Below are 22,210 nucleotides of genomic sequence, written 5' to 3'. Positions count from 1 at the left end.
AAGCAATTATTCTATAATGATAATGCTGTACCTAGACATAGCTTTAGCTTTGTCAAAATCCTATTAACTGGCCGGCAAGGCACATAGTTTGCCGCTGCCTTTTCCAAAATCGACGCATTTGGTGCGTTTGGACTGGTTTTCGACATTGGCCATCTCATAAACAACCACGTTGGGTACGCCCGCTTTTACCATACAGCCGCCTATAGTGTCTGCGCTATCGGTGACAGAATGTAGACGGCTGGTCTTCTCAAAACAGTCCTTATTATCGACTTTGGTATCAGCGTACGACGGCAATACGGCAGTACTATTGATATCAAAAGTAAAGGCTTTACTAGATATCTCGCTACTGTCTTGGCCAATGGTATAGCTGCTAAACGCCTCGTTAGTCGCATTGGGCGGGGTCAGCGCGACATTGACCTGCGTCATACTGGCATTACGCGCACTGACATAATCATCTGCATTATTAGGATTACAGTAGCCTTTATCATTCAAGTTACCTGAGGGCACAACAATCGAGGCTTTATTGATATCGAAGAACTGCCCACGCGGGCGAAAGCAAAAGATATACTCATGATCAATACTGTCCGTATTAAGCATAAAGTGCCCAAAGGGGCCACTGCGCGAGATCATATCATCATAGATGGCTTTATCACTACTACCATTAACACTTTGCTCAATATTTTGATTGGCGTTATCGGCTGATTGTAACAATAAGGTATTAATCTGATCGCTAGTCGCTAGACGCAGATCGGTGGTACTCTGCTTAACGGCTATAACGCCTGCAAAGATAATCAATACTAAGAATAACAGCACCACAATGAGTACAGCGCCTTGTTGGGTGGTAGGCAGCTGCTGAGGATATGAGCGAAGCGTATTAGACATTTGATCTCTTCCTTTATGGGGAGCTATTGACAGTAGCGATAACACTCATCACCCGAGCGCTGCGTAGTAGTACAGTGGACTCATAACTGCGCCGGTAGTATTTTTTGCGCGTGGTATCTGTCTTTAGGGTATGAGTAGCTCCTAACAAGGTAAATTCATCAGCGTCAGCATCAGCGATCAAAGGCGTGTTACTACGGACAATCATGCCAAGCTTGACACTAGTGATGGCTGGTTTTTCGTCGTCAGTGGGTTTGTCTATTAGCGCATAGACACTTGGAGGTAAGTAGGTGAGCTTATCAACATCTGCTTGTGCGCCGAGCAGCACTTTGAACTGATCAACGGCTGCGACCACAACCGCTCCATTGTCTGTAAATGCTGCAGTGACATTACCATCAGCATCGACGCGCCCAGCGCTGCATGCGAGTACCAAGTTTTTAGTTGTGTCTGAGCTGCTCGCACCATTGGCAAGACGCACAAAGTAACGCTCTACCACCCAGTCAGCTTCGCCTTGTTCGACCTTACCCCCTTCACAATCGTACAACTCGTCTGGGGTAATGTTTTTATACTGAATCGTCAGCTGATCGCTGGCAATATCTTTAATATTTGACACTCCCGTACTCGCATCAATAGTGAAGTATTTGACGTCTGTAGAATTAGCATTACCAAGATTAGCTTGAGCCAATACGATGCCGCCATGATCGGTACTGTCCGTGATATAGTTGATAGGATTGCCAAGATTGGCAAGGCGCACATGCTCCTCGATACTCTGCATAGCAAAGATGCTACTGTCTTGTACCTCTGAGGCGCTTTGTTGCACCGTAATGGTACGAGTATTAATCAGATAGACTTGCATCACTGCCGCAGATATCAGCAGTCCTAATACCAGCGATATCATCAGCTCGATTAGAGTAAACCCAGCCATTGCCTGACGCTTAGCACTATAATTCATTAGTAGGCCTCCGAAATCAAGCACTGGCTGCCGCTCTTATAGACACCATTGCTATCAGCGCAAGCTTTTTCGTCATCGTCATCAAGTATCGCCTTAGTGCTATTCCAAGCGGTAATCACACACATCTGTGTTTGTATTGCTTGCGTGGTAGTACCGGGGCAGGTGGTTACATTTACCTTAATATCTTCGTCAGTCGCTATTTTTTTGACCATAAGGGCATCGCGCGCTGCGAGCTGATTGATACTGCAAGCTTGCTTAGCTACTTTTTTGTCATCAACAGTCTTAATGCTTGTTGATAAACAGCTGTCTGTGCCTGTGATGCTGATATCATCATTGTCAACCTTAACGGTACTAGTCGCTGAACCGCTTATAACCGCTTGGATCGTTGGTACAGCTCCAGGGTCTGAAGCTGCGGCAGTGGTAAAAGCTGTGCCACTACCTGTCACATAAGCTTCTGGGTAGGCACGCATCACCTCAGACAAGTTTCGCACTAAAGTCATGGACTTAGTACGCACGAGGCTCTCATCGGTGGCGCTGACCGCTCTGATTTGCAGCGCACTAAACCCTAATACCGCTACTGACAGTAATAACACGGCCACTAATACTTCCACCAGTCCGACGCCTCGCTGACGATGCATCATTAGCAGCTTCCTCCTATAGAAACGCTAACCTGTCCAAGCTTACTCACTTTGACTAGTCGTGGACTTGCATTGGTATTGCTATCGCAGATAGTCAGCGTCTCTTCATCGGCAGTTTTATTAGGTTTAAACACTACGTCATCGCCATCTATAACACTCTTAGTATTATAAGTATAGCTTGCGATGCTAGTTGAGCTATTATCTTCAATCTCGATTTTATAGTCGTCATCATCGATAGAGACTTCAATCTCCTGACGACGAATAACACTTTCAGCTTTCGCTTCTTTCAATGCGCTCACTAGAGTAGCGGTTGTCGCTTTCACTCGCTGATTGGCCAGTTGCGTACTTATATTAGGCGCCGCGATACCGACAATAATAGCCAATACCGCAATCGTCACCATCAGCTCAATCAGAGTAAACCCTGCCGAATGATTATTGTTATAAGACGAATTAGATAAAGCAGTAGTCACATCCAAATCCTAAAACCTTATAGTTAGCGCTAAGTTGACTAGCAATAATTCGCGAAATGCTATTGTTTTTATTCTGTTATAAAAACAGTCATATCTTATAAAGATGCAATATTTGTTCCGTTTATCTAAGCTATTAGCTACTGACAATACGGCCTGAATACCTTTACACATTTAAATAATACAAAAACAATTGAGGTTTATTACATACAAAAATAACACTAAAAACGTCAAGACTCTAGTCATCTTTACTATAGCAATAGATATACAGTCTATAAGAATTATTGGTTTTGACTACCGTGTGCTAGAGCGTACGCTGAAATATGGTACTTATTAGTTTTAACATCAGCAGTCTGGCTGGCGCTATCAGTAGCGTAATTCATACTACCATGAGCTGTTCTAGTAGCTTCTAGAGGGGTTAGATAAGGCTGGTCTGGTAAGAAGGCACGCGCTAATGCTTGCAAGCTCGCACCTGTGGTTGCGACATCATCGAATAGCAGTAAGCGTTTGACTGGCGGGGTCTCAGTCAGTACAAAAGCATCATTTAGATTGGTTAGGCGCTCGCTTCGGGTGAGGCCTTGCTGGCTAACCGTATCGTCCATGCGCGCGACCCCATGCCATAAGGGGATTTTCCAGTGTTTGGCGAGATGGATTGAGAGGATAGTGACCGGATCGAAACCGCGTTTACGTAAGCGGTCATCGGTCGTGGGCATAGGTAAGATGACGCTGTTACCCGCATGACAGCCTTTCGGCCTGGGTAGTTGCCGCAGCATATGTACCAGCAGAGGTAGGCGGCTCATATCCTCACTATGTTTGAAAGCACGAATGGCTTGGCGCAGCGGATAATCGTAGTAGCTAGCGGCTTGAATCGGCAAGGTGACGGATGCTGCAATATCAACATAAAAAGGCGCCGGTAGCCAAGCGATACTGCGCTGACAGCGACTACAAAGCAGGCTTTTATGAGCAGTTGCAAACAGGCTAGAAGATTGACTGGCTGATAGGTCTGCATGATTAGAATCTGCAGGTTCAGTATAGGGTGCTTTACGATAGCAGCCGCATAACTGGCAGCGTATATTGACATACTCTGCCAGCCATAAGCCGAGCTGATAAGGTGCAGGGCGGCGCAAGGGCTAGACTCCTAATAGTTATCCTAAAAGCCTTTCCAGTCGTTGAGCACTATACCGAAGCCGATAGCGGTGTTTTCGTGGTTGTAATCAATGATAGACTCGCCGTACCCTTGGAATAGCTGTACATAGCCATTGACGTTTTCGGACAAGGGATAAATATAGTCAATTTGAGCCGCGCCTTTATTAGTGCTTGGATTATAGCGCAGCGTACCACTGAGGCTTTGTTGATCAGGTAGATCATATAAGAACTTGATATCGCCGTAGCCCATGTAGTCCTCGATATCTGGGTTATCTTCGCTACTCTCATCTTCATTGTTGATGCGGGCCCATAGACGCGGTACTACTGAGAGCTTGCCCCACTCCGCTCCGGCTAGTAGATAAGCGCGGTTCCATGAGCGTGATAAAGGGTCGTCTTGACCGTTTGAGTGGTGAATCGCGCCCGCCCCTAGCATACGCAAACGTCCGCCAAAAGGTAAGTCAGCAGCTACTGGCTGAGTCAAAAATATCTCTGGCTGATAGTCCGTCGCGCGAAACGGTCTTGAGTTATCTTCGTTATAGACCTGCCAATGCGACTCTTGAGTATAACCAAACCATAAGTCAGCACTGGTATCGAATAAATCCTCGCCAACCTTTGTCTTTAGCGATAACTGAAATTTCAGCTCAGTGTTGCGAACGTCATTAGAAGTAAACGTTTCACCGGGTTCATCTGGATTACTAGGGGTTGGGCTAAGATTAGGATCAAAGGTATAAAATAGCGGTAGTACATAAGTTGGCCGATACGGTCTGACCGTCCAAGTGCCGCGCTCGCTGTTTTGATCTAAGTCATACGCTAAGCTTAGCGGCGAATATCTCTCTATCTGCTCTTGGGTGACTCCCACCTCTTCTAATACTTTTGCTTCTCTTTTTGTCAGCCCTACTGCACTTAAACTTGTATTAGTCTGCTCTTGTTCCGTGTCTAAGGTGTCGTCAGCCTCGTCTAAGTCGTCTTGCGCGAGTATCACTTGCGGGTTACCGGAGATAGTCGTCTTAAGGGTTTTGGCGAGATCTACAGGCTGCTTACTCATGGTATAGCTAGGCGTTTTGCCTTGCTCTGCTACTTTATCAAAACAAGCCAAACGTGCCGCGCTCGTCTGAACCTCGGTACATTCAAGAAACAGCTGAGCTTGCTGCGCGATAAAAGCATCGCTAGGCATTTGGCTCGGTTCAATAGCGTCATCGCCTAAATACTCTACGTTAGCCCCAGCTACTGGTATCTCATTGTAGACTGACGCCTCGCTAGCGGCTTGGGCTTGCAAAGCGGTGCAACTTAAAGCGACACCTATAGCTAGGCTCAAAGGCGTCTTTAATGCAGTATTGAAAGTCGGCTGAAGCTGAGCTTGATATCGGGTAATAACCTGAGCAAACATAGTAATCCTTGGTCATGAGGGGCAAAGATGCCGGCATATTATCTGCTGACGACAGCACAAATAAGTAGAGACTATACTCAGTTCAAAGTAAAAAGGGTCAAAAGTTTTGGTATATTACTGATATCAGTCTCTCTATCGCGCGGCTCACTTTCGACGCTGAACCAGAGTGATCTGAGTAACACATCATACTTTTTAGATTGAATCGACTATAGCGGTGATAGTCAGTGATATAAGAGACAAGTCATCGCCTGCTCTTAGACACTATTACTGCTTAATCTATATGAAATAAGGCAATAGCATTAGCCATCAAATATTGTTGCGTTATTGTAATAAAATTATGCACATTATACTAGCATTATCCCTACTTAATATTACGCATTCTGCATTTAAGAAGACTTAATAACGTTGATTATCTCTGGTCATAAAAAAGCGCGATATCCAACCTAAAAGTTAAGTATCGCGCTCGTTTAAACGATTGAATCTGATATCAATTATTCAAAGCCGTCAAAGTCTGTTCGAACTGTTGGCGTCCGATCTCACCGACTTGCTTATTCACGAGCTCTCCGTCGACATAATATAGCAGCGAAGGCGGTCCAAACAGCTGATAGCGTGCTAAGATGGCTTTTGAGTCCGCTGTGGTTTCAGTGATATCGAGTCTGACCAATTGCCAGTCCTGCATCTGCGCGGGGCGATTATGAAATAAGTTTTTTTCCATAATACGGCACTCGATACACCATTCAGCAGTGACATCAACGATAACTTTAGGGTTCGCGGCGATAATGGTATCTAGTTCTGCTAATGTGGTGACATGCTCATCTGTCGCTTGGGCTCCTGCGGCTTGGCTGGTTCCTAAGGCTTGATTGGTACTTTGTCCTGCTGATGACACCATCGTTGGCGCTGCTGTTAGTGACGCTAGAGGATGTAAGCTATCCTCATTGCCTAAGGCGGCACCGATAATCAGCATCGTTGCCCAAATACCGACGACTAAACCTAGCGCTTGCGTCAGCATACGCGCCCGACCGACCCAGCTCCACGCCCAAGTCGCGACCACCATAAACCATAATGCCCAAACCAGAAGCATCACCGGCGAGATAAAGACCCGCTCAATCATTAGCAGTGCTACGGCGAATAATAACAGCGCAAAGCCTTGCTTGACCCAGTCCATCCACGCGCCAGCTTTGGGCATGATCTTGCCTTGCGTCGCGCCAATTAAGATCAGCGGCGCAGAGAGACCGAAACCGAGCATAAACAAAGCGATAAAACCGAGTAGCGGACTGCCAATAGTAGAAACCGCCAACAGTGCGCCAAACAAAGGCGCAGACACACAAGGCGAGACGACTAAAGCGGATAAAAACCCAGTGACTAAGCTACCGCTAGTACTACCAAGCTTGCTGTCGCCGGCTTGGCTTAATTTGTGTAGCTTGTTACTCATAGCATGGGGCAAACGAATTGTAAAGACGCCAAGCATATACAGCGCCAGCAGTACAAAAACAATGGCAAAGCTAATCAGGATAATAGGGTTTTGTAGCCAGCCAATGATGCCAAGCGACTCGCCAAATATCGCAATCACCGCGCCAAGCAGGCCGTAAGCAATAGAGACACCTAGCGCATAGCTTGTGGTTAAGATAACGCCCCTTTTGACGGTTGGGTTCTCTTGACGGGCGACAATATTGGCCACTATCGGCAGCATCGGTAATACGCAAGGCGTCAGCGCTAACCCTAACCCTGCTACGAATAACAGTAATAAAGCCAGCCAAGGATGCGTTGCCAGCCCAAACGGATCTTCGTTACCTAAGCCGTTAATCATGCCGTTATTGCTAGTATTGCTAGTATTGCTAGTATTGCTAGTATTGCTAGTATTGCTAGTATTGTGAGTCTGGCTACTCGTTGTCGTGCCGTCACTGGCAAGGCTGACACTATCTTCGGCCTCAATACTGCTATCGTCGCCAGAGACTGAGCTAGTCGCGGTCATGTCACTATTTAAAGTACCACTCTTCAAAGTGCCACTATCTAAAGTATCGTAATCAATCGCATCGCTGTCTAAATCATCATAGTCGATAGCTTCGTCAGTGGCGAGCGCAGACGACATGGCTGATTGAGTGCTCGTGGCTGCTATTGTAGCCGTATTACTGCCTTTACTGTCCCCACTAGTATCAGCATCAGCATTAATAGACACTGTGGTTTTGATTTTTTCTGGCGGATAACACAGACCCGCTTTGGCGCAGCCTTGCCAACCTATCGTCACCTCGCCCGCATTCACACTTTTGCCGTTGGTGCTAGTTAGCGTCGTGCTAGCCACCACATTGGCTTGGTCAAACACGGGCACTTGCCCATAAGTCGGATCATCGATAGAAACGGGCTTTTGGCTGAACTTGAACGCACTGGCGCTTACCCCAGCCGGCAAGTCAAGCTTGAGCTGATCTTTATAAACATAATGCTCTGGGGTGATATCAAAATTTATAGAAAGCTGTGTGCCTTTAGCGACAGGCTGAGTGCTGCTCGTGACTTGAAAGGCCTCGCCTACTGGTAAGAACTTAGGAGCCGCCGCGCTCTTATTACCAAATAAATCGCTAAGGGACGCCGCTTGCGAGGTAGTAGAAACAGCCATCAACCCTGTGACGGCCACGCCGGTTACTAGCGAGCTACTAGATAACCCTAATGCCAGTAGATAAGCGGCAGCTGAGCGGGCTTTTTTTGTCGGTGCAGGATGATTCATTGACGTCTTTATAGACATAAAGGACTACCTTTTTATTACTGATATTGCACAAGCAAGGTACTGATAAAGACTATTAACGAGTCGCCGGAATATTGATTTTAGTGGTTACTTTTTCTGGTGGATAACATAGCCCTGCGGTCGCGCAGCCTTGCCAATCGATAATGATCGGGGCATTTTTGGCACCTTTACCGTTTTTGGTTGCTAAAGTGGTGGTCGCGACAACCGTTCTTTGTTTAAATACCGGCACTTTACCAAAGGTAGGATCATCGATAGTCACCGGCTTTTGACTGTAGGTAAAAGGCGTGGCGCTGATACCTTTAGGAAAGCGAACTTTGAGCTGGTTTTTATAGACATAATGGCCCGGCGTGATATCAAAGGTAATCGCTAGGCGCGTGCCTTTACTCGTCGCTTTGCTGTCAGTTAAGACATCAAAGGCCTCATCTACTGGTAAAAACTTCGATGACTTACTGCTACTGCTGCTAAACAGATCGCTTAGACCAGCAGCCTGCGCACTCATTGACAGTCCGATCACTGATAAACTAGCGGCTACAGTAATGACCCATACACGAGGTGTTTTTGAGCACATTTTATTGACGTGAGTTTTATTGATAACAGCTGACGCTGACAAAAGCGTTTTGATAGACATAGACAATGACCTCTAATAGCAGTTCTGAATGCTATCGGTGTTCAGTGATAAATATTGCGTTGTAATCTTAAATGTGATGGGTGCACACCCTACATATGGTGATTGAAGATTGATGAAAACAACGCGGAGCAAAACATAATAATTATTATAATATAAATTTATATATTACTCTATTTTACCATTATGGTCACTCATGATAGCTGCGTATAAAAAATATCAACCAATAACGACTTATTGATTGATATTGAGTGTTTATAGGCTAGAGCTGTATGGCTAAAAGCTAATCGAAGCCATGGACAGTAGATAACTATATTTGTGCGTAAATATCCGCGTCTAGCCCTTCACCGCCCTGCTGACCATCAGCGCCTAACGAGAACAGATCATACTGACGCCCTTCGCTACCAGGCGAGGCATATTGGAGCTCGTTATCCCAACCATCTGTCGGATAGCCGCCCTTAATATAACCGCCTTCCGGATAGTTTTTGGCGTCGCTTGGCGGCGTGATTAGCGCATCCAAGCCTTGTCCAGACGTCGGATAGCGCGCATTGTCCACTTTGTACATATCTAGCGCGTTCGATACGGTCGCAAGCGCCGTCTCCGTGGTTTTGACTCGTGCTTTGTCACTTTGTCCTACCACTCTAGGTACCACTAAGCCTGCCAAAATTGCCAAAATCACGATAACCACCATAATCTCAATCAAGGTAAAGCCGGTTTGTGAGCTTGTTTTTGTCAGGTGGCGCTGATGCTGTTGTGCTTTTATGCTAATCATTTGCGCTTGATCCATCTTAGTCATCGCTTGCATCCGTACTGGGTTAATAATAAAAGTCAGTAATAAAGGGCTGTAAAATTTAGGGCGTGTTGAACATTCGACCATGGCACTGACAGAGACTATTTTTTAGGCGATTTGCAGATAAAAATGGTAAGTTTAGTCGTTCTAAGCGTCTATTTTTATCAATAAAGCGGCAAAAAATAGTCCTGTCCCTGTTGCTGTCGTGAGGGCTGATGCTAAAATCACCCTAGTCGTTGTGAAAATCTAGCCAATGCAATAAGCATTATCTGCAATTTTCACTTAGACTAGAACTATTTTAGCGATCAGCAGTGCGCATTTGTGAATGTTCAACACGCCCTAATAATAATCACTATAGACTATGAGCTACTATTTTTCCACCAGCGTCAGCAGACAGACGACACTTTGGATGCTTCATTAGGCGCTTTAAAACGCTTTTTTCTTTATATTGCATGATAGATGCTCGCTACTATAGCGTAATGTGCTGGCGGGGATAAGCGCAAATAGGTGTCAGTCAATAATATACAACAGTGCGCAAAACTTAAGAAAGCTAGCCTATCCTGCCAAGTCATTCATATTGACGATAGGTAGCATCACTGCCATAACGATGATCATTACGATAATGCCCATAAACACCAGCATCAGCGGCTCAAGTAGCGATAATAAAGTGCTGATAAAATTTGTGGCTTCCGCTTCTTGCATGTTGGCGGCGCGGCTCAGCATATTTTCAAGCTCGCCTGAGTTCTCCCCGCTCTTAATCATCTGTACCATCATTGGCGGAAAGTACGAGGAGCGCTCAAGCTGACTTGAGAGACTCGCGCCTTCGGTGACTCGGTCGGCCGCGGTCATAATAGTTTGCTGAATATGCAAGTTCGTCGCCACCGCCGCGCCGATGTGCAGCGCCTCAATCAAAGGCACGCCAGAGCGTACCAATATTGCAAGGGTGCTTGCAAAACGAGCGGCATTCAGGCCCTTAGATAGTCTTGCCAATATCGGTAGCTTGAGTACCAAACTATCGATAGCCAGCTTACCGGCCTGCGTCTGCGCGAAGCGGTACAGGACAAACCCAGCCGCCACTAAGACAAGTAATATCAGCCACCACCAGTCGGTAATGATATTCGATAGCGTCAGCACCACTTGCGTAATCCAAGGCAGCGCTTGCTCGGATTGCTCAAACACTTTGACAATTTTGGGTACCACAAAGCTCATCAGCCCCATGATGACCGCCGCTGCCATGACCATCAATATAATGGGATAGACCATAGCGCCTTGAATCTTCTTTTGTAGCGCAAAGCGGTTTTCGGTGTAGTCGGCGAGCTGATTGAGGATGATATCCAGATGACCGGATTTTTCGCCGGCAGCGATGGTGGCGATATACAGTGGCGGAAAGCTGGCCGCTTGCTGCAAAGCACGTGCAAGGCTCAAGCCTTCTAACACATGCGAGCGCACTGCTAGCATTAAGGACTTGATATGGGTTTTAGGAGATTGTTTGGCGACAGCCGCTAGTGTTTCTTCTAGCGGAATACCGGCCGCTAATAGCACCGACAGCTGACGTGTCAGTAGCGCAAGCTCATAAGCAGACGGTTTTTTATAGCGGTTTTTGTGTTTATCTTGTCTGTTATTGACTGCGCTGACCTCTACCGGCGTCCAGCGCTTATCACGCAGCTGCTGGCGTATCTGCCGCGCAGAATCACCCTCTAACAGGCCTTTTTGCATCGCTCCTTGATCATCAAAAGCTTTGTAATGATAAGCGGCCATAACAGCAAGGATCCTAAATGAGCGAATAAGGGAGAAGTAGCACGATAATAGCGCAAACCAAACAGCTTTAAAGATGCAGCTTATAAAGCGGCTTTCGCTTTTAAACCTACTAAAGCGCTAGAGTCTCGGTTAAGAATAAGAGCAATGAAAAAGAGGAACGGCTAGAACAAAGGCGTCGAATCTTGGCTCTCAGGCATCATTCCTTGTAGCAATAATACCTCTAAGTGCTGCTGTTGTAGCTTTTTATCGAAGTCATTGACCTCAGCAATCAGCATCTTTTCGATGCGTTTGTCGCTGGCATAAACGCTTAAACGTGCACAAATCACCGCCAATTGATAAACGCGCTTTTTGCAGTAGCCGTCTAGACCTTGTAGCAAACGTACCATATAAGGCGTCTCGAGACTGGCATAGTCATAGCCCTCAACCACTTGCTCGCCAAGCGGAGCGACACCATAGCTTATCGATAGGTGCGCGCAAAAATAGCAGCTGAATAAATAACCAATGACGTGACCGATATAATAGCCACGATCATAGGTGAAGCTACTGACGCCAAAATGACCTAAGACATAGCTATTAAGGCTACCTTGATCAACGATGGGCTTGCCATGTTTGAGCTTGCCGATAGTAGGCAGGCGCAGTGGATTGTGTCCGTCCTGCGCGGTGAGCTGCCAACCTGCCGGCTGCTGCGCGGGCATGTTGCTGACGATATCAGCGATAATATCATCAACCACATGTAGCTGTTGCCAAAGACGCTCTATAGACTCCACCTCAAGCAAACCGCGCTTATCGAGCTGCTTGGCGAGCGTAAACTGCTGATATTCAGCGAACTGCGTCTTTAGGGTTTGTACTAAATAAGTGGGACGCACGTTCGCCGGCGCTAGATAAAGCAGGCGCGTAAGCTCATGTTGGTCACGGTAAAGTGCTAGGCGCTGCTCTGCCACACTGCCTTGTGTATCAGGCGCGGCAACATTTTGATCTATAGCTACCGGAACTAAAAACCGCTGTACTAGCTCAGCTTTATTAGGCGCTGCCGTAGAGGATGATGGCTTGCGATACACGCTATCTTTGTTTGTCTGCTCATCACTCGTTGTAGCCTTGTCATTACTTATAGCGTGGTCACTACTATCATGAGCGGCAGGTGCAAGCGTGACAAAGTGTTGCTCAGAATTTGGTTGGGTCATAACATATCTTCGCTAACAAAAATAAATATCGTTTCGGCAATATCGTTTTGGGATTGATACTCTAAAACGAGTCACTGTCTATAGTACCTGATCCCACTGCCATTGTCAGCTGCCCTAACAGCAGATAGCGCGCTGTTTATATATCGTAAGACAACAGCGCTACTCGTAGTATAGGACATTACGCTAAAGGAATTTATATCAGTAGCGCTAGGTTGCACCTAAGTATTGGTTGTCTTTAGGGCGACCTATGAACCAAAAAAAACCCTAAGATTATAAAGTTAATCCTAGAGCTTATCAGGTTTAAATGACTAAATTTATAATGTCAGAGCACTATGACATTGCGTCACTAAAACATCAAGGCTTGCTTTGCTTACACCGCTATCCTTCTTTGATACTGCTGGCGATAGGCTTTAGGTGACATGCCATAAACGCGTTTGAAAGCTTGGCTAAACGTAGAGTCTGACGCATAACCGACCAGCTCACTGATACGGCTAATACTGTTTTGCTGTAAGCGTAAGTAGCGTGATGCTAAGCGTAGACGATAGTCAATTAAGTAAGTCAAAGGCGGCATACCGACTACCTCTTTGAAGCGCTGCGCGAAACTCGAGCGCGACATGCCGGCCACTTCAGCAAGCTTATGAATCGTCCAGTTTTCATTGGGCTTATAATGCATAGCGGCTATCGCTTTAGCTAAATAGGGGTCTTTTAGCGCTCTTAGCCAATTATCAGTGGTCTCAGGCAAGCTCTCTATATAAGTGCGCAGACACTCAATCATCATAATACCGGCCCAGTGATTAATAACGGCCATCTTACCCATGCGCTCTTTTTCAGACTCTAAAGTGAGTAGTTTGACCTCGATATCTAACACCCCAAACCTAGCATCTGAGGCATCACTAAGCTCAGGTAAAATCGAGGGCAACACCGATAATAAAGGCCGAGTCATCTCTTTATCATATTGGCACTCGATTAAAATCAAAGACACATTGTTATCATCAGCTGAATTAAGCTCGATAATACTATCTGCCTCATTAACCAATCTAGCATCCAAAGATTTTGCTTCATTACCATGATAGTTTAGAGCATAGCTAATATGCTGAGCCGCATTAGATATCATAATAATATCACCAGCGTGAGCTTGGCGCACTTCGCTACCAACATCCAGACAAAATCCGCCAGATAGGACCAAATAAAACAAGATGGTATCTTTTTTATCGATTGCATAAGACCAGTTACCAGCGCCATTTATGCGATGATATTTGGTTTCAAACAAATTCACGTTTTGTAATAACACGCTTAGGGTATCCATCGATTTTTCCTTCAACAATCCAATGACTAATTAGTCAGCGATAGCAAAATAAACCACCTATCTATTAGCAAACAAGTCAAATCGTTCAACTTGGACTCTAAATAAGAATATACATACGCTAAACACATCTTACACTTAAACAATACCATTATTTTTGGCTTCTACGAAGTATATAAAAATCGTGATAAAAGTCTAATTATAATCGCAAGTGTTTAGCGAGCAGCTAAAAAGCGCAAAAATACAAAACCCAGACGCAAAAAAATGCCCAACAAGGCGAGCATTAATAGATTTTATACGATTTAGGGTTTAAACATTTGGAAGTTTGAGCTAAAGAAAAGACAGGATTAGGCTTTGTCAGCGGCACAGTAGTGCGCGATAAGGTTTACTAAAAGTAGTAAGAAGGAGATATATAGAAAAAATATGGGGCGACTGATGGGACTCGAACCCACGACAACCGAGATCACAACCCGGGGCTCTACCAACTGAGCTACAACCGCCATAACTACTGCCAAGGAAGGCAAGGTTTGCAGGCTAAATGGCGCGCCTGGCAGGATTCGAACCTGCGACCACCTCCTTAGAAGGGAGATGCTCTATCCAGCTGAGCTACAGGCGCTCTTAAGGGCTCTTTATCTATTTGGCTAAGCTATTATTTAAATATTAACAACTAAACCATTATACATAAAAAAAAGCCTGTAAGGCTCTTAAAATAGATGGTCGGAGTGATAGGATTCGAACCTACGACCCTCTGGTCCCAAACCAGATGCGCTACCAAACTGCGCCACACTCCGAAATTCTCTATTGTCTCGCTAGCGTAAACGATTAAATAATTATTAGCTATCAGATAAACTGCGCTTTTAATTACGTCGCGTTCCTCGCTATCGAGGTGCACATATTAAGGGGTAAACACGATACTGTCAACACCTATTTTTAAATAATTTTATTTGGCACCACTTTAGAGACAAAATCAGGATCTCTTAAGCGTTTTATCCAGCCCGCTCTTTACTATCTTCACCGCTGTATACAGGCTCTAGTATTTGACCCGTCAAGACGTTAAATGGCATGAGCCAAAGCGTTCCCTCTGTAGGCTTAGTGCTACAAGTGCTGTTTTGAGCGCGGTTTGCCATACTGTTATCTGCGTTAGTAGTAGGGCCAAAACGTGCGTCCCGCTGACGATGTAGCGCGATCGGCCGCGATCGGCCATCAGTCACAGGATAGACCAGCCAAACTTGCTCGGCTTGATAGGCCTGCGCGTAGCTACTGAGCTGATAAGCATCACTTGCGCTGATGTCACCCGCTTTAGCTAACAGCTTCCATTTGATATCTATGACATGACTACAATAACGAGTAGCGCCCCTCTCATTGCTACTGCTACCTTGCTCTGGTGCCTGCCGATAAATCAATAAATCAGGACGCATAGACAGCTGCGCTTGTCCTAAATGATCTTTGAGCCAGACGTGCTGAGCTTGATAAAGAGGCAGATAATGATCTTGGCGTTGAGCGAAATGATTAGCAATCCTTAGGCTCGCCCACTGCTCGAAGGCTAGGTTCATGTTGAGTAATAGACACAGGCGTATTGGTGCTGAATGACTAAGGTCTGACTGGTGACCACTTTTTTGATGACTGCTGATAATATTACCCGTAGGCATCGTTGCCGCTTGAGTCTTAAGTAGCCAATAAGCAAAAGCTAGCAGCTGCTGAGATGCTTGGCGTTGCTGCCTACCAACGGGTTGCTGGCTGAGCTGCTGCATGGCACTGATATATAGTGAGTCGAGCTGCTGATACTCGTGCGGACTAAGAGCCATGATACTGCGCCACGCTAGCCAGTACTTGGGCAGTAGCGGAGCTGTCAAGAGGGGCTCAACAAGCTGCAAGGCGCTTTTGATCAGCCGATTACTAAGCATTTGCGTGCTGAGCGTACTGACCTCGTTGACAAACTTATGCGGCTGATGGCTATTGTCTCGTAGCTGCTCTTTGATACGCAGTTTGCCTTGCAAAGACGCTTGGTTCTCAACCGTCGTTTGATAGTGCTGACTTGGCTGATGACGGCTGAGTAGCTGCAAAAACTGCTCTAGTAGCCACTGCGATATAGGAACACCTGCTATGGGTAGTGGCGTCAAATTGGCGCTAGCTTGACCGAAGTTTTTGAGCGCTGGTAGCTGATCATCGTTGGCATTAATTAAAGTACTTAGCATCTGCTCAACCCACTGGCGAGTTTGTACTATATTGTCAAAATGCGCGTGCTCAAAATGCGAATCACTCTCCAAGGGTGAGGTTTTGGACTTCTCGCTAACGGTATGAGCGAGCGTTTTTGGTAGTATCTCTAAAGTGATATGACTGGGCAGCAGGATAACGCCTATATAATGGCCGACTTTAAGCTGCCATTGACCACGCTGACGCTTAATACTAAATACTGGCAGCTCTTGCGCCATCAGCCAGTTAAAGTCACTGGCATGAGTAAAATCATGTACGGTTAAGCGTTGATGCTCGTGCACGCTCATCACGACTTGTGCTGCGCCATCTGTGTTTGTTTTGGATGCCATCGTTTATTCTTTAAATAGGATTGCCATGTAGCTTCAATATAAGCGCTGATATGCTGCCGCTTGAACAAACTTACCCGTACCAGCTAGCAAATCAGCATTGATAACATAACCGCTATGGCCCATATTGGATGAGGCAAAAATACCGTTAGACGCTAAGACATGAGAATGAGCGGCGACATCGTTGTCAGCCTTTGCATCCTGAGCGACTGCGTGCTGACTACTCATCTGCGCATCTTGAATAAACTGCGCGGCCACAGGCTGCCCCTCATCACAAAATAAAAACTGTAGCATCTTTAGCTGTCCGCCAGTAGCTTGCACTAATTGCGGAATGATCTGCTCTACTAGCGCCGCTTGCAGCTGCGCTAGCGTATTAACAGTGAATAAAAACGCATGACCTAACTGGGCTTCTTGCCCAAGCGTCTGTGTGATTCGGCTGTTGATTCCAGCCAATAACTGCCCTAAATCCACCGCCTCCTCATCAACGCAAATCGTCGCGAGCAGTTCAGGCTGCGGCGGACAATCAATAAAGCGAAAACGTCGGCGTAGTGCCATGTCGAGCGGAGCTAACGAATGGTCTTGGGTATTCATCGTGGCATAGATATCGACATTGGCCGGAACGCTAAAGGAGCGCCCAGAATACGCAAGCGTCACAGACATGGCATTAGGCGTGCCCACACGTTTGTCCGGCTCAATCAAACTTAACAGCTCACCGAACACGCGAGCGACATTGGCGCGATTGATCTCATCAATCAGCATAGCGTAACGCTGCTCAGGATCATGAGCTGCGCGCTGACACAGCTGTAAGAACGCGCCGTCTTGCACCTCGTAGCTGACTTGTCCTGAGCGATGAGCGCCGAGCACCGGACGAATGCCTTCAACAAACTCCTCATAACCATAAGCCTGATGAAAGCTCACCATACTAAAACGCTCGTTACGTATGGGTTGAGCGCTGCTAGTTTGCTTAGCTTGACGATACTCCGTTAGCTGCTGCTGTAAGCCCTCTAGCAGTGTCAGACTATCGGCTAATAGATACCAAGCACCGCTCTCATCTTTATCAAAATAAGCTTGGCTGGCGCGCTTATCACAGCTGACCGTTTGTGAATCGACTGGACTATGCGTCTGCAGTACCGACCAGACGGTGTTATTAAGGTTTTTTAGGCGCTCATTTTGCGCCGCTTTGGTAACAAAAAACTCATGCGCCACGATTTCTGGTACTTTCACTAAGTCTTTTTGCCGCGTTTTTTTGTCTAATAAAATTAGGCAGACCACTTCGCGCCAGCTCAATTCACTGACCAGCTGCGTTAGCCACATCTGGTGGTCAATGGTAGGCAAACAGTCGCTGTACTGCTTGGCGATTTGTAGCAGTCGATACGTTTTGCCCGTACCAGCAACGCCGCTATAGATGACGTTGACGGGGTTTTGATTAGCAGATAAAGTTTCGGTGGGGCTCATAGATCTCATAACGTCACTGTATATTACTGTATTTTGAGGGCGTGGTAGTTTATGCTAATAGACAAAACGATAAGTCGCTCAATGCTATCATATGCCGCTTATCGCTCATTGCAATATGACTTTTAAATGGTGTCACCCTAGGAATATTATATGTCAGGATTATTCAATAACTTACCCCGTAAATTAACCAAAAAAGTCACCGAAAAGGTTCCCAGTCAGTTGCCTGAAAAGGTCGCCGAAGCTATCAATACGGTCACGGACAAAGAAGAGCAAACCAACGCACCAACCAGTACCTTAAAGCCTGTGAATAATCAATTCTCCAAGCTATTATCAGTCACTAAATATCTGCCTAGTGGCGCGCGCTCTACGATTTTATCCAAAGCCTTTGGTAAAGTGGTGCCTTATGTTGGAACGACTGGCGTTTATTACGAAACTGTTGAGCCCAACCAAGTCATCGTCAGCTTAAAAAACGACAAAGGCGTGCAGAACCATATCGGCTCTATCCATGCGGTCGCCGTGACGTTACTGGCTGAAACGGCCACAGGATTTATTTTGGGTCTTAACTTGCCAACAGATCGGATGCTACTGATAAAATCCTACTCGGTCAATTTTTATCGCCCGCTCAAAAAAGGCCAAGTCGCGGCAGTCGCGACTTTATCTGACGAGCAGCGTCTGAAGATTCTAAATACGCCAAAAGGTGAGATGGTCATCCCTTGCGTCATCAATGATCGAGAATCTGAAAGCACCCGCGACCCTATCACCGTTGAGATGACTTGGGCTTGGATACCCAAATCTGAGCTAGAAGCGCGTCGTCAAGGCCGCGAATCATCCGCGCAAGAGTCAGAAACCAATAACGCCAATAACACTGATAACACTAATAACTCCGACAATACTGATAACGCTGAGCAAAACTCTATAGATAAAGAACAGACGGATACTTAGCTCAAAAGCTAGCATTAGAGTTGTTGGTCAATACATTAATGAGCAATCACAATAATCATTGATAACGTTAGTTAGCATTGCCTAAAACTAAGAATATCTAAAACTAAACCTGCAATAATAAGGATAAAATAATGATGACTTATCATAAATCACTTGCCGCAAAACTTGGCAAAACCTTACCTACCGCAGCACTAGCTCTAGGCTTAGCTTTTAGTGCGCAGGCGGCTACTACAACTAACCCGACCTTAACCCAATCCAAACCGATATTTTTGGGCGGCGGCGGTGAGTATCCGTTCTCAAGTGCCGTTCGCGTCGGCGACACTTTATATATGTCAGGACAGATTGGCTTTAAAGACGGTAAGTTGGTCGAAGGCGGTGTCAAAGCAGAAGCCAAGCAAGCGCTAGATAATATCAATGGCACGCTACTGCAGTACGGCTATCAAAAGTCGGACTTGGTCAAATGTATGGTCATGCTCACGGACATGGGCGACTTTAATGACTTTAATGACGTCTACAAAACCGAGCTGGCTAAGCCTTATCCAGTACGCTCTGCTTTTGGCGTAGCAGACTTAGCGGCTGGAGCAAGTGTTGAGATCGAATGTATGGCTGCTAAATAATATAACGCAGTCTCATGCTTGATTTAAGTTTAAGCGTCCTCTAGCAGGGCGCTTTCTTTGGTCACCCGCAGTACCTCCTCCAAAGTGGTGCGTCCCGCGATGACTTTATGCAAGCCATCAGCGCGAATCGATGGCGTCTGCGCGCGCGCGTAGCTTTCAAGCTCAAACTCGGCGCTATTACTATGAATCATCCGCCGCAAGGTCTCGTCGATAGGCACAACCTCATAAATAGCGGTACGTCCTTTAAAGCCGGATTGATTGCACTTATCACAGCCGACAGGTTTTGGCAGCTTAATCTGGCTTTGATTGTCGATAGCGATCTCGCTAAATAGCTTGGCCTCCTCGGTATCAGCAACTTGCCAACGATGACAGTGACTACATAGCGTACGCACCAAGCGCTGCGCCACCACGCCGATCAGTGAGGATGATAATAAAAACGGCTCCACGCCCATATCTTGCAGACGCGTAACCGCACCAATGGCCGTGTTAGTATGCAAAGTCGATAGCACTAAGTGACCCGTCAAAGAAGCTTGCACCGCAATCTCAGCAGTCTCAAGATCTCGAATCTCCCCTACCATTACCACATCTGGATCTTGACGTAGCATCGCGCGCAGGCTTTTGGCAAAGGTCATATCGACCTTATTATTGACCTGCGTCTGCCCGATACCATCGAGCTGAAACTCAATCGGATCCTCAGCGGTCAAGATATTGCGCGTCTGATCGTTAAGATCAGTCAACGCGGCATAAAGGGTGGTGGTTTTACCCGAACCTGTCGGGCCAGTCACTAAGATAATACCGTGCGGCCGATGAATCAGATGTGCAAGCTGATGGTAGTCGTTATCAGCGAGCCCTAAGTAAGTCATGTTAAGACGCCCCGCTTGCTTATCGAGCAGACGCATCACCACCCGCTCGCCAAAGCTTGAGGGCAGCGTCGATACCCTGACATCCACCTCGCGGCCTGCTAGTCTCAAACTAATACGCCCATCCTGCGGTACGCGCTTTTCAGCGATATCAAGCTTGGCCATTACTTTAATACGCGAGACTAATAAGGGCGCCAGTTGCCGCTTGGGGGTGATAATCTCTTTGAGCTCGCCATCAACGCGAAAACGCACCACTAAGCGCTTCTCAAAAGTCTCGATATGGATATCTGAAGCATTCAAGCGGATTGCTTCAGATAACAGCGCATTGATGAGCCGAATAATAGGCGCATCATCTTGGCTATCCATCAAGTCTTCAGTCTCAGGCACACTATCTGCCAAACTATCGAGATCGGGGTGATCCTCAAGGCCGGCGGCAATGTGCTGCGACTCACCAGTATTGCCTGCATAAGCGGCGTTCATGCGTTTTTCGAACTCATCAGCACTAACGCTGCTGTACTCAGGCGCCGCGCGTAGCCCTTGCTGCTGCAAAAACCGCACTGCTTCATTGATAGCCGATAACGGCGTCGCTTTAGTCAGCAACAGCGTCGGCGGCATATCAGAATCAATGGCAGGTATCGCTAATAACTGATGGCGCTTAGCAAAGCTGTACGGCAATGGCATCATAATGTTGACCTAATAACGAGAGAGTCCAAAAACGGGATAATAAATTAGCTTAAGCATAGCTGATACATCAAAAAAAGCTTACGCGTCATGCACGTCAACCGTTATTTTATAGCGCTAAAGATAGCGTCGAAAGTTTTTTAGTAAGCTTCTATGATTTTGTTGTTATAATAACACTTTTGCTACTTTTGAGCGCTTAGATAATAGCTAGACTGTACTACTGATTCACTATGTTATGTTGATAATGTTTAGCTTATTTGGCTCAATTCAATACTGAAATAGCTCTTTTTTAATCGTTGTTTCAGCATCTGTATCCTTCACACCATCCTCATGAATAAGCTATCAGGACTTATGATATGTCACAAGCGATAACGACAGCTAATGACCACAGCGCTGCAACTGTAGACCAGCTAGATACTTTCACCGTAGGTAGTCGGACATTTTCATCGAGGCTGCTGGTCGGTACGGGCAAATATAAAGATCTAACCCAAACAGGTAAAGCAATTACTGCCTCTGAGGCTGAGATTGTCACTGTCGCTATTCGCCGCACCAATATCGGCCAAAATAGCGATGAGCCTAATCTACTAGAAGTCATCTCGCCAGATAAATATACCATACTACCCAATACTGCTGGTTGTTTCGATGCCGATAGCGCGGTACGCACTTGTAAGTTGGCCCGTGAGCTATTAGGCGGTCACAACCTTGTCAAGCTGGAAGTACTCGGTGATGAAAAAAGCCTCTATCCTAATGTCACTGAGACTCTAAAGGCGGCTAAAGTGCTCATCGATGATGGGTTTGAGGTCATGGTCTACACCTCAGATGATCCTATCGTCGCTCAGGAATTAGAGAGTATGGGCTGCGTTGCTATTATGCCTTTAGGAAGCCTTATCGGCTCAGGTCTTGGCCTGCTCAATCGCCACACTCTGAGCTTAATTATTGAAAATGCCAACGTGCCAGTCTTAGTTGATGCAGGCGTAGGTACTGCCTCCGATGCCGCTATAGCGATGGAGCTTGGCTGTGATGGGGTGCTGATGAACTCAGCGATTGCTCATGCACAAAACCCAGTCTTGATGGCTGAGGCTATGAAGCAAGCGGTTCGTGCTGGCCGCGCCGCCTTCTTAGCGGGGCGTATGCCAATGCGCAAAGTGGCGACTGCTAGCTCGCCGCAAACTGGTTATTTCTTTCAGTAGTCATTAGAATCAGCTAAGCTTTGCTTTATATTATTTTTAGTGAATATTAGGGCGTGTTGAACATT

18 protein-coding genes and 3 tRNA genes are annotated in these 22,210 nt (G+C 46.3%); 3 read left to right on the top strand and 18 right to left on the bottom strand.

The window, feature by feature from the left end; all coding sequences use genetic code 11:
- Positions 1-63: 63 nt before the first annotated feature.
- From W234_RS0104375 to W234_RS0104295, 17 genes are all read right to left on the bottom strand, one after another.
- Entirely contained in the window at positions 64-882 is an 819-nt protein-coding gene (locus tag W234_RS0104375) for a hypothetical protein (protein ID WP_051397423.1), read from the bottom strand.
- A 13-nt stretch (positions 883-895) separates the two neighbouring features.
- Entirely contained in the window at positions 896-1,831 is a 936-nt protein-coding gene (locus W234_RS0104370; RefSeq protein WP_025645114.1) for a PilW family protein, read from the bottom strand.
- Positions 1,831-2,472, bottom strand: a complete 642-nt coding sequence (gene pilV, locus W234_RS0104365) for a type IV pilus modification protein PilV (RefSeq protein WP_025645112.1) — start codon at positions 2,470-2,472, stop codon at positions 1,831-1,833. Before pilV ends, W234_RS0104370 begins: the two co-directional genes overlap by 1 nt.
- Positions 2,472-2,939 (bottom strand): Tfp pilus assembly protein FimT/FimU, encoded by a 468-nt coding sequence (locus tag W234_RS14155; protein ID WP_025645110.1) that lies wholly within the window; start codon positions 2,937-2,939, stop codon positions 2,472-2,474. The genes pilV and W234_RS14155 overlap by 1 nt, the downstream gene beginning before the upstream one ends.
- A 278-nt stretch (positions 2,940-3,217) precedes the next feature.
- Positions 3,218-4,063 (bottom strand): ComF family protein, encoded by an 846-nt coding sequence (locus tag W234_RS13655; RefSeq protein WP_025645108.1) that lies wholly within the window; start codon positions 4,061-4,063, stop codon positions 3,218-3,220.
- A gap of 23 nt (positions 4,064-4,086) precedes the next feature.
- Entirely contained in the window at positions 4,087-5,469 is a 1,383-nt protein-coding gene (locus tag W234_RS0104350) for a phospholipase A (RefSeq protein WP_025645107.1), read from the bottom strand.
- Positions 5,470-5,956: 487 nt separating this feature from the next.
- Positions 5,957-8,203, bottom strand: a complete 2,247-nt coding sequence (locus W234_RS0104345) for a protein-disulfide reductase DsbD domain-containing protein (RefSeq protein WP_051397422.1) — start codon at positions 8,201-8,203, stop codon at positions 5,957-5,959.
- Between the two features lie 55 nt (positions 8,204-8,258).
- Positions 8,259-8,831, bottom strand: a complete 573-nt coding sequence (locus W234_RS0104340; RefSeq protein ID WP_025645103.1) for a protein-disulfide reductase DsbD N-terminal domain-containing protein — start codon at positions 8,829-8,831, stop codon at positions 8,259-8,261.
- 307 nt (positions 8,832-9,138) lie between these two features.
- Positions 9,139-9,600, bottom strand: coding sequence for a type II secretion system major pseudopilin GspG (gene gspG / locus W234_RS0104335; protein ID WP_037058954.1), 462 nt, complete (start codon positions 9,598-9,600; stop codon positions 9,139-9,141).
- Positions 9,601-10,173: 573 nt separating this feature from the next.
- On the bottom strand, positions 10,174-11,376 hold the full coding sequence (gspF, locus tag W234_RS0104330) for a type II secretion system inner membrane protein GspF (protein WP_025645099.1): 1,203 nt from the start codon (positions 11,374-11,376) through the stop codon (positions 10,174-10,176).
- Between the two features lie 161 nt (positions 11,377-11,537).
- Positions 11,538-12,557 (bottom strand): hypothetical protein, encoded by a 1,020-nt coding sequence (locus tag W234_RS13650; protein ID WP_025645096.1) that lies wholly within the window; start codon positions 12,555-12,557, stop codon positions 11,538-11,540.
- Positions 12,558-12,927: 370 nt separating this feature from the next.
- On the bottom strand, positions 12,928-13,863 hold the full coding sequence (locus tag W234_RS0104320; RefSeq protein ID WP_025645094.1) for an AraC family transcriptional regulator: 936 nt from the start codon (positions 13,861-13,863) through the stop codon (positions 12,928-12,930).
- Positions 13,864-14,284: 421 nt separating this feature from the next.
- Positions 14,285-14,360 (bottom strand) — tRNA-His (locus W234_RS0104315).
- A gap of 39 nt (positions 14,361-14,399) precedes the next feature.
- Positions 14,400-14,476 (bottom strand) — tRNA-Arg (locus W234_RS0104310).
- A gap of 98 nt (positions 14,477-14,574) precedes the next feature.
- Positions 14,575-14,651, bottom strand: a tRNA-Pro gene (locus tag W234_RS0104305).
- Positions 14,652-14,846: 195 nt separating this feature from the next.
- Complete coding sequence (locus W234_RS0104300; RefSeq protein WP_025645093.1) at positions 14,847-16,403, bottom strand: McrC family protein; 1,557 nt, start codon at positions 16,401-16,403, stop codon at positions 14,847-14,849.
- Between the two features lie 33 nt (positions 16,404-16,436).
- Positions 16,437-17,855 carry an McrB family protein gene (locus tag W234_RS0104295; RefSeq protein WP_025645091.1) on the bottom strand — a complete coding sequence of 473 codons (1,419 nt, stop codon included), beginning with the start codon at positions 17,853-17,855 and terminating at the stop codon, positions 16,437-16,439.
- Positions 17,856-18,005: 150 nt separating this feature from the next.
- Here W234_RS0104295 and W234_RS14150 point away from each other — a divergent pair, with 150 nt between their 5' ends.
- Together W234_RS14150 and W234_RS0104285 are read left to right on the top strand one after the other, a co-directional pair.
- Positions 18,006-18,797 carry a DUF4442 domain-containing protein gene (locus tag W234_RS14150; protein ID WP_025645089.1) on the top strand — a complete coding sequence of 264 codons (792 nt, stop codon included), beginning with the start codon at positions 18,006-18,008 and terminating at the stop codon, positions 18,795-18,797.
- Between the two features lie 131 nt (positions 18,798-18,928).
- A complete protein-coding gene (locus W234_RS0104285) occupies positions 18,929-19,414 on the top strand; it encodes a RidA family protein (protein ID WP_025645087.1) in 486 nt (161 codons plus the stop codon).
- 29 nt (positions 19,415-19,443) lie between these two features.
- Here the strand turns inward: W234_RS0104285 and gspE are convergent, their stop codons facing one another.
- Positions 19,444-20,958, bottom strand: a complete 1,515-nt coding sequence (gspE, locus tag W234_RS0104280) for a type II secretion system ATPase GspE (RefSeq protein WP_037058926.1) — start codon at positions 20,956-20,958, stop codon at positions 19,444-19,446.
- A 353-nt stretch (positions 20,959-21,311) separates the two neighbouring features.
- Between gspE and W234_RS0104275 the strand changes: the two genes are divergently transcribed.
- Positions 21,312-22,145 (top strand): thiazole synthase, encoded by an 834-nt coding sequence (locus W234_RS0104275; protein WP_025645083.1) that lies wholly within the window; start codon positions 21,312-21,314, stop codon positions 22,143-22,145.
- Positions 22,146-22,210 lie beyond the last annotated feature (65 nt).

It is taken from the genome of Psychrobacter sp. TB15 (assembly GCF_000511655.1).
GTDB lineage: Bacteria > Pseudomonadota > Gammaproteobacteria > Pseudomonadales > Moraxellaceae > Psychrobacter > Psychrobacter submarinus.
Note: the sequence above shows the minus strand (reverse complement) of the source record. Positions and strands in the feature narration are given on the sequence as shown.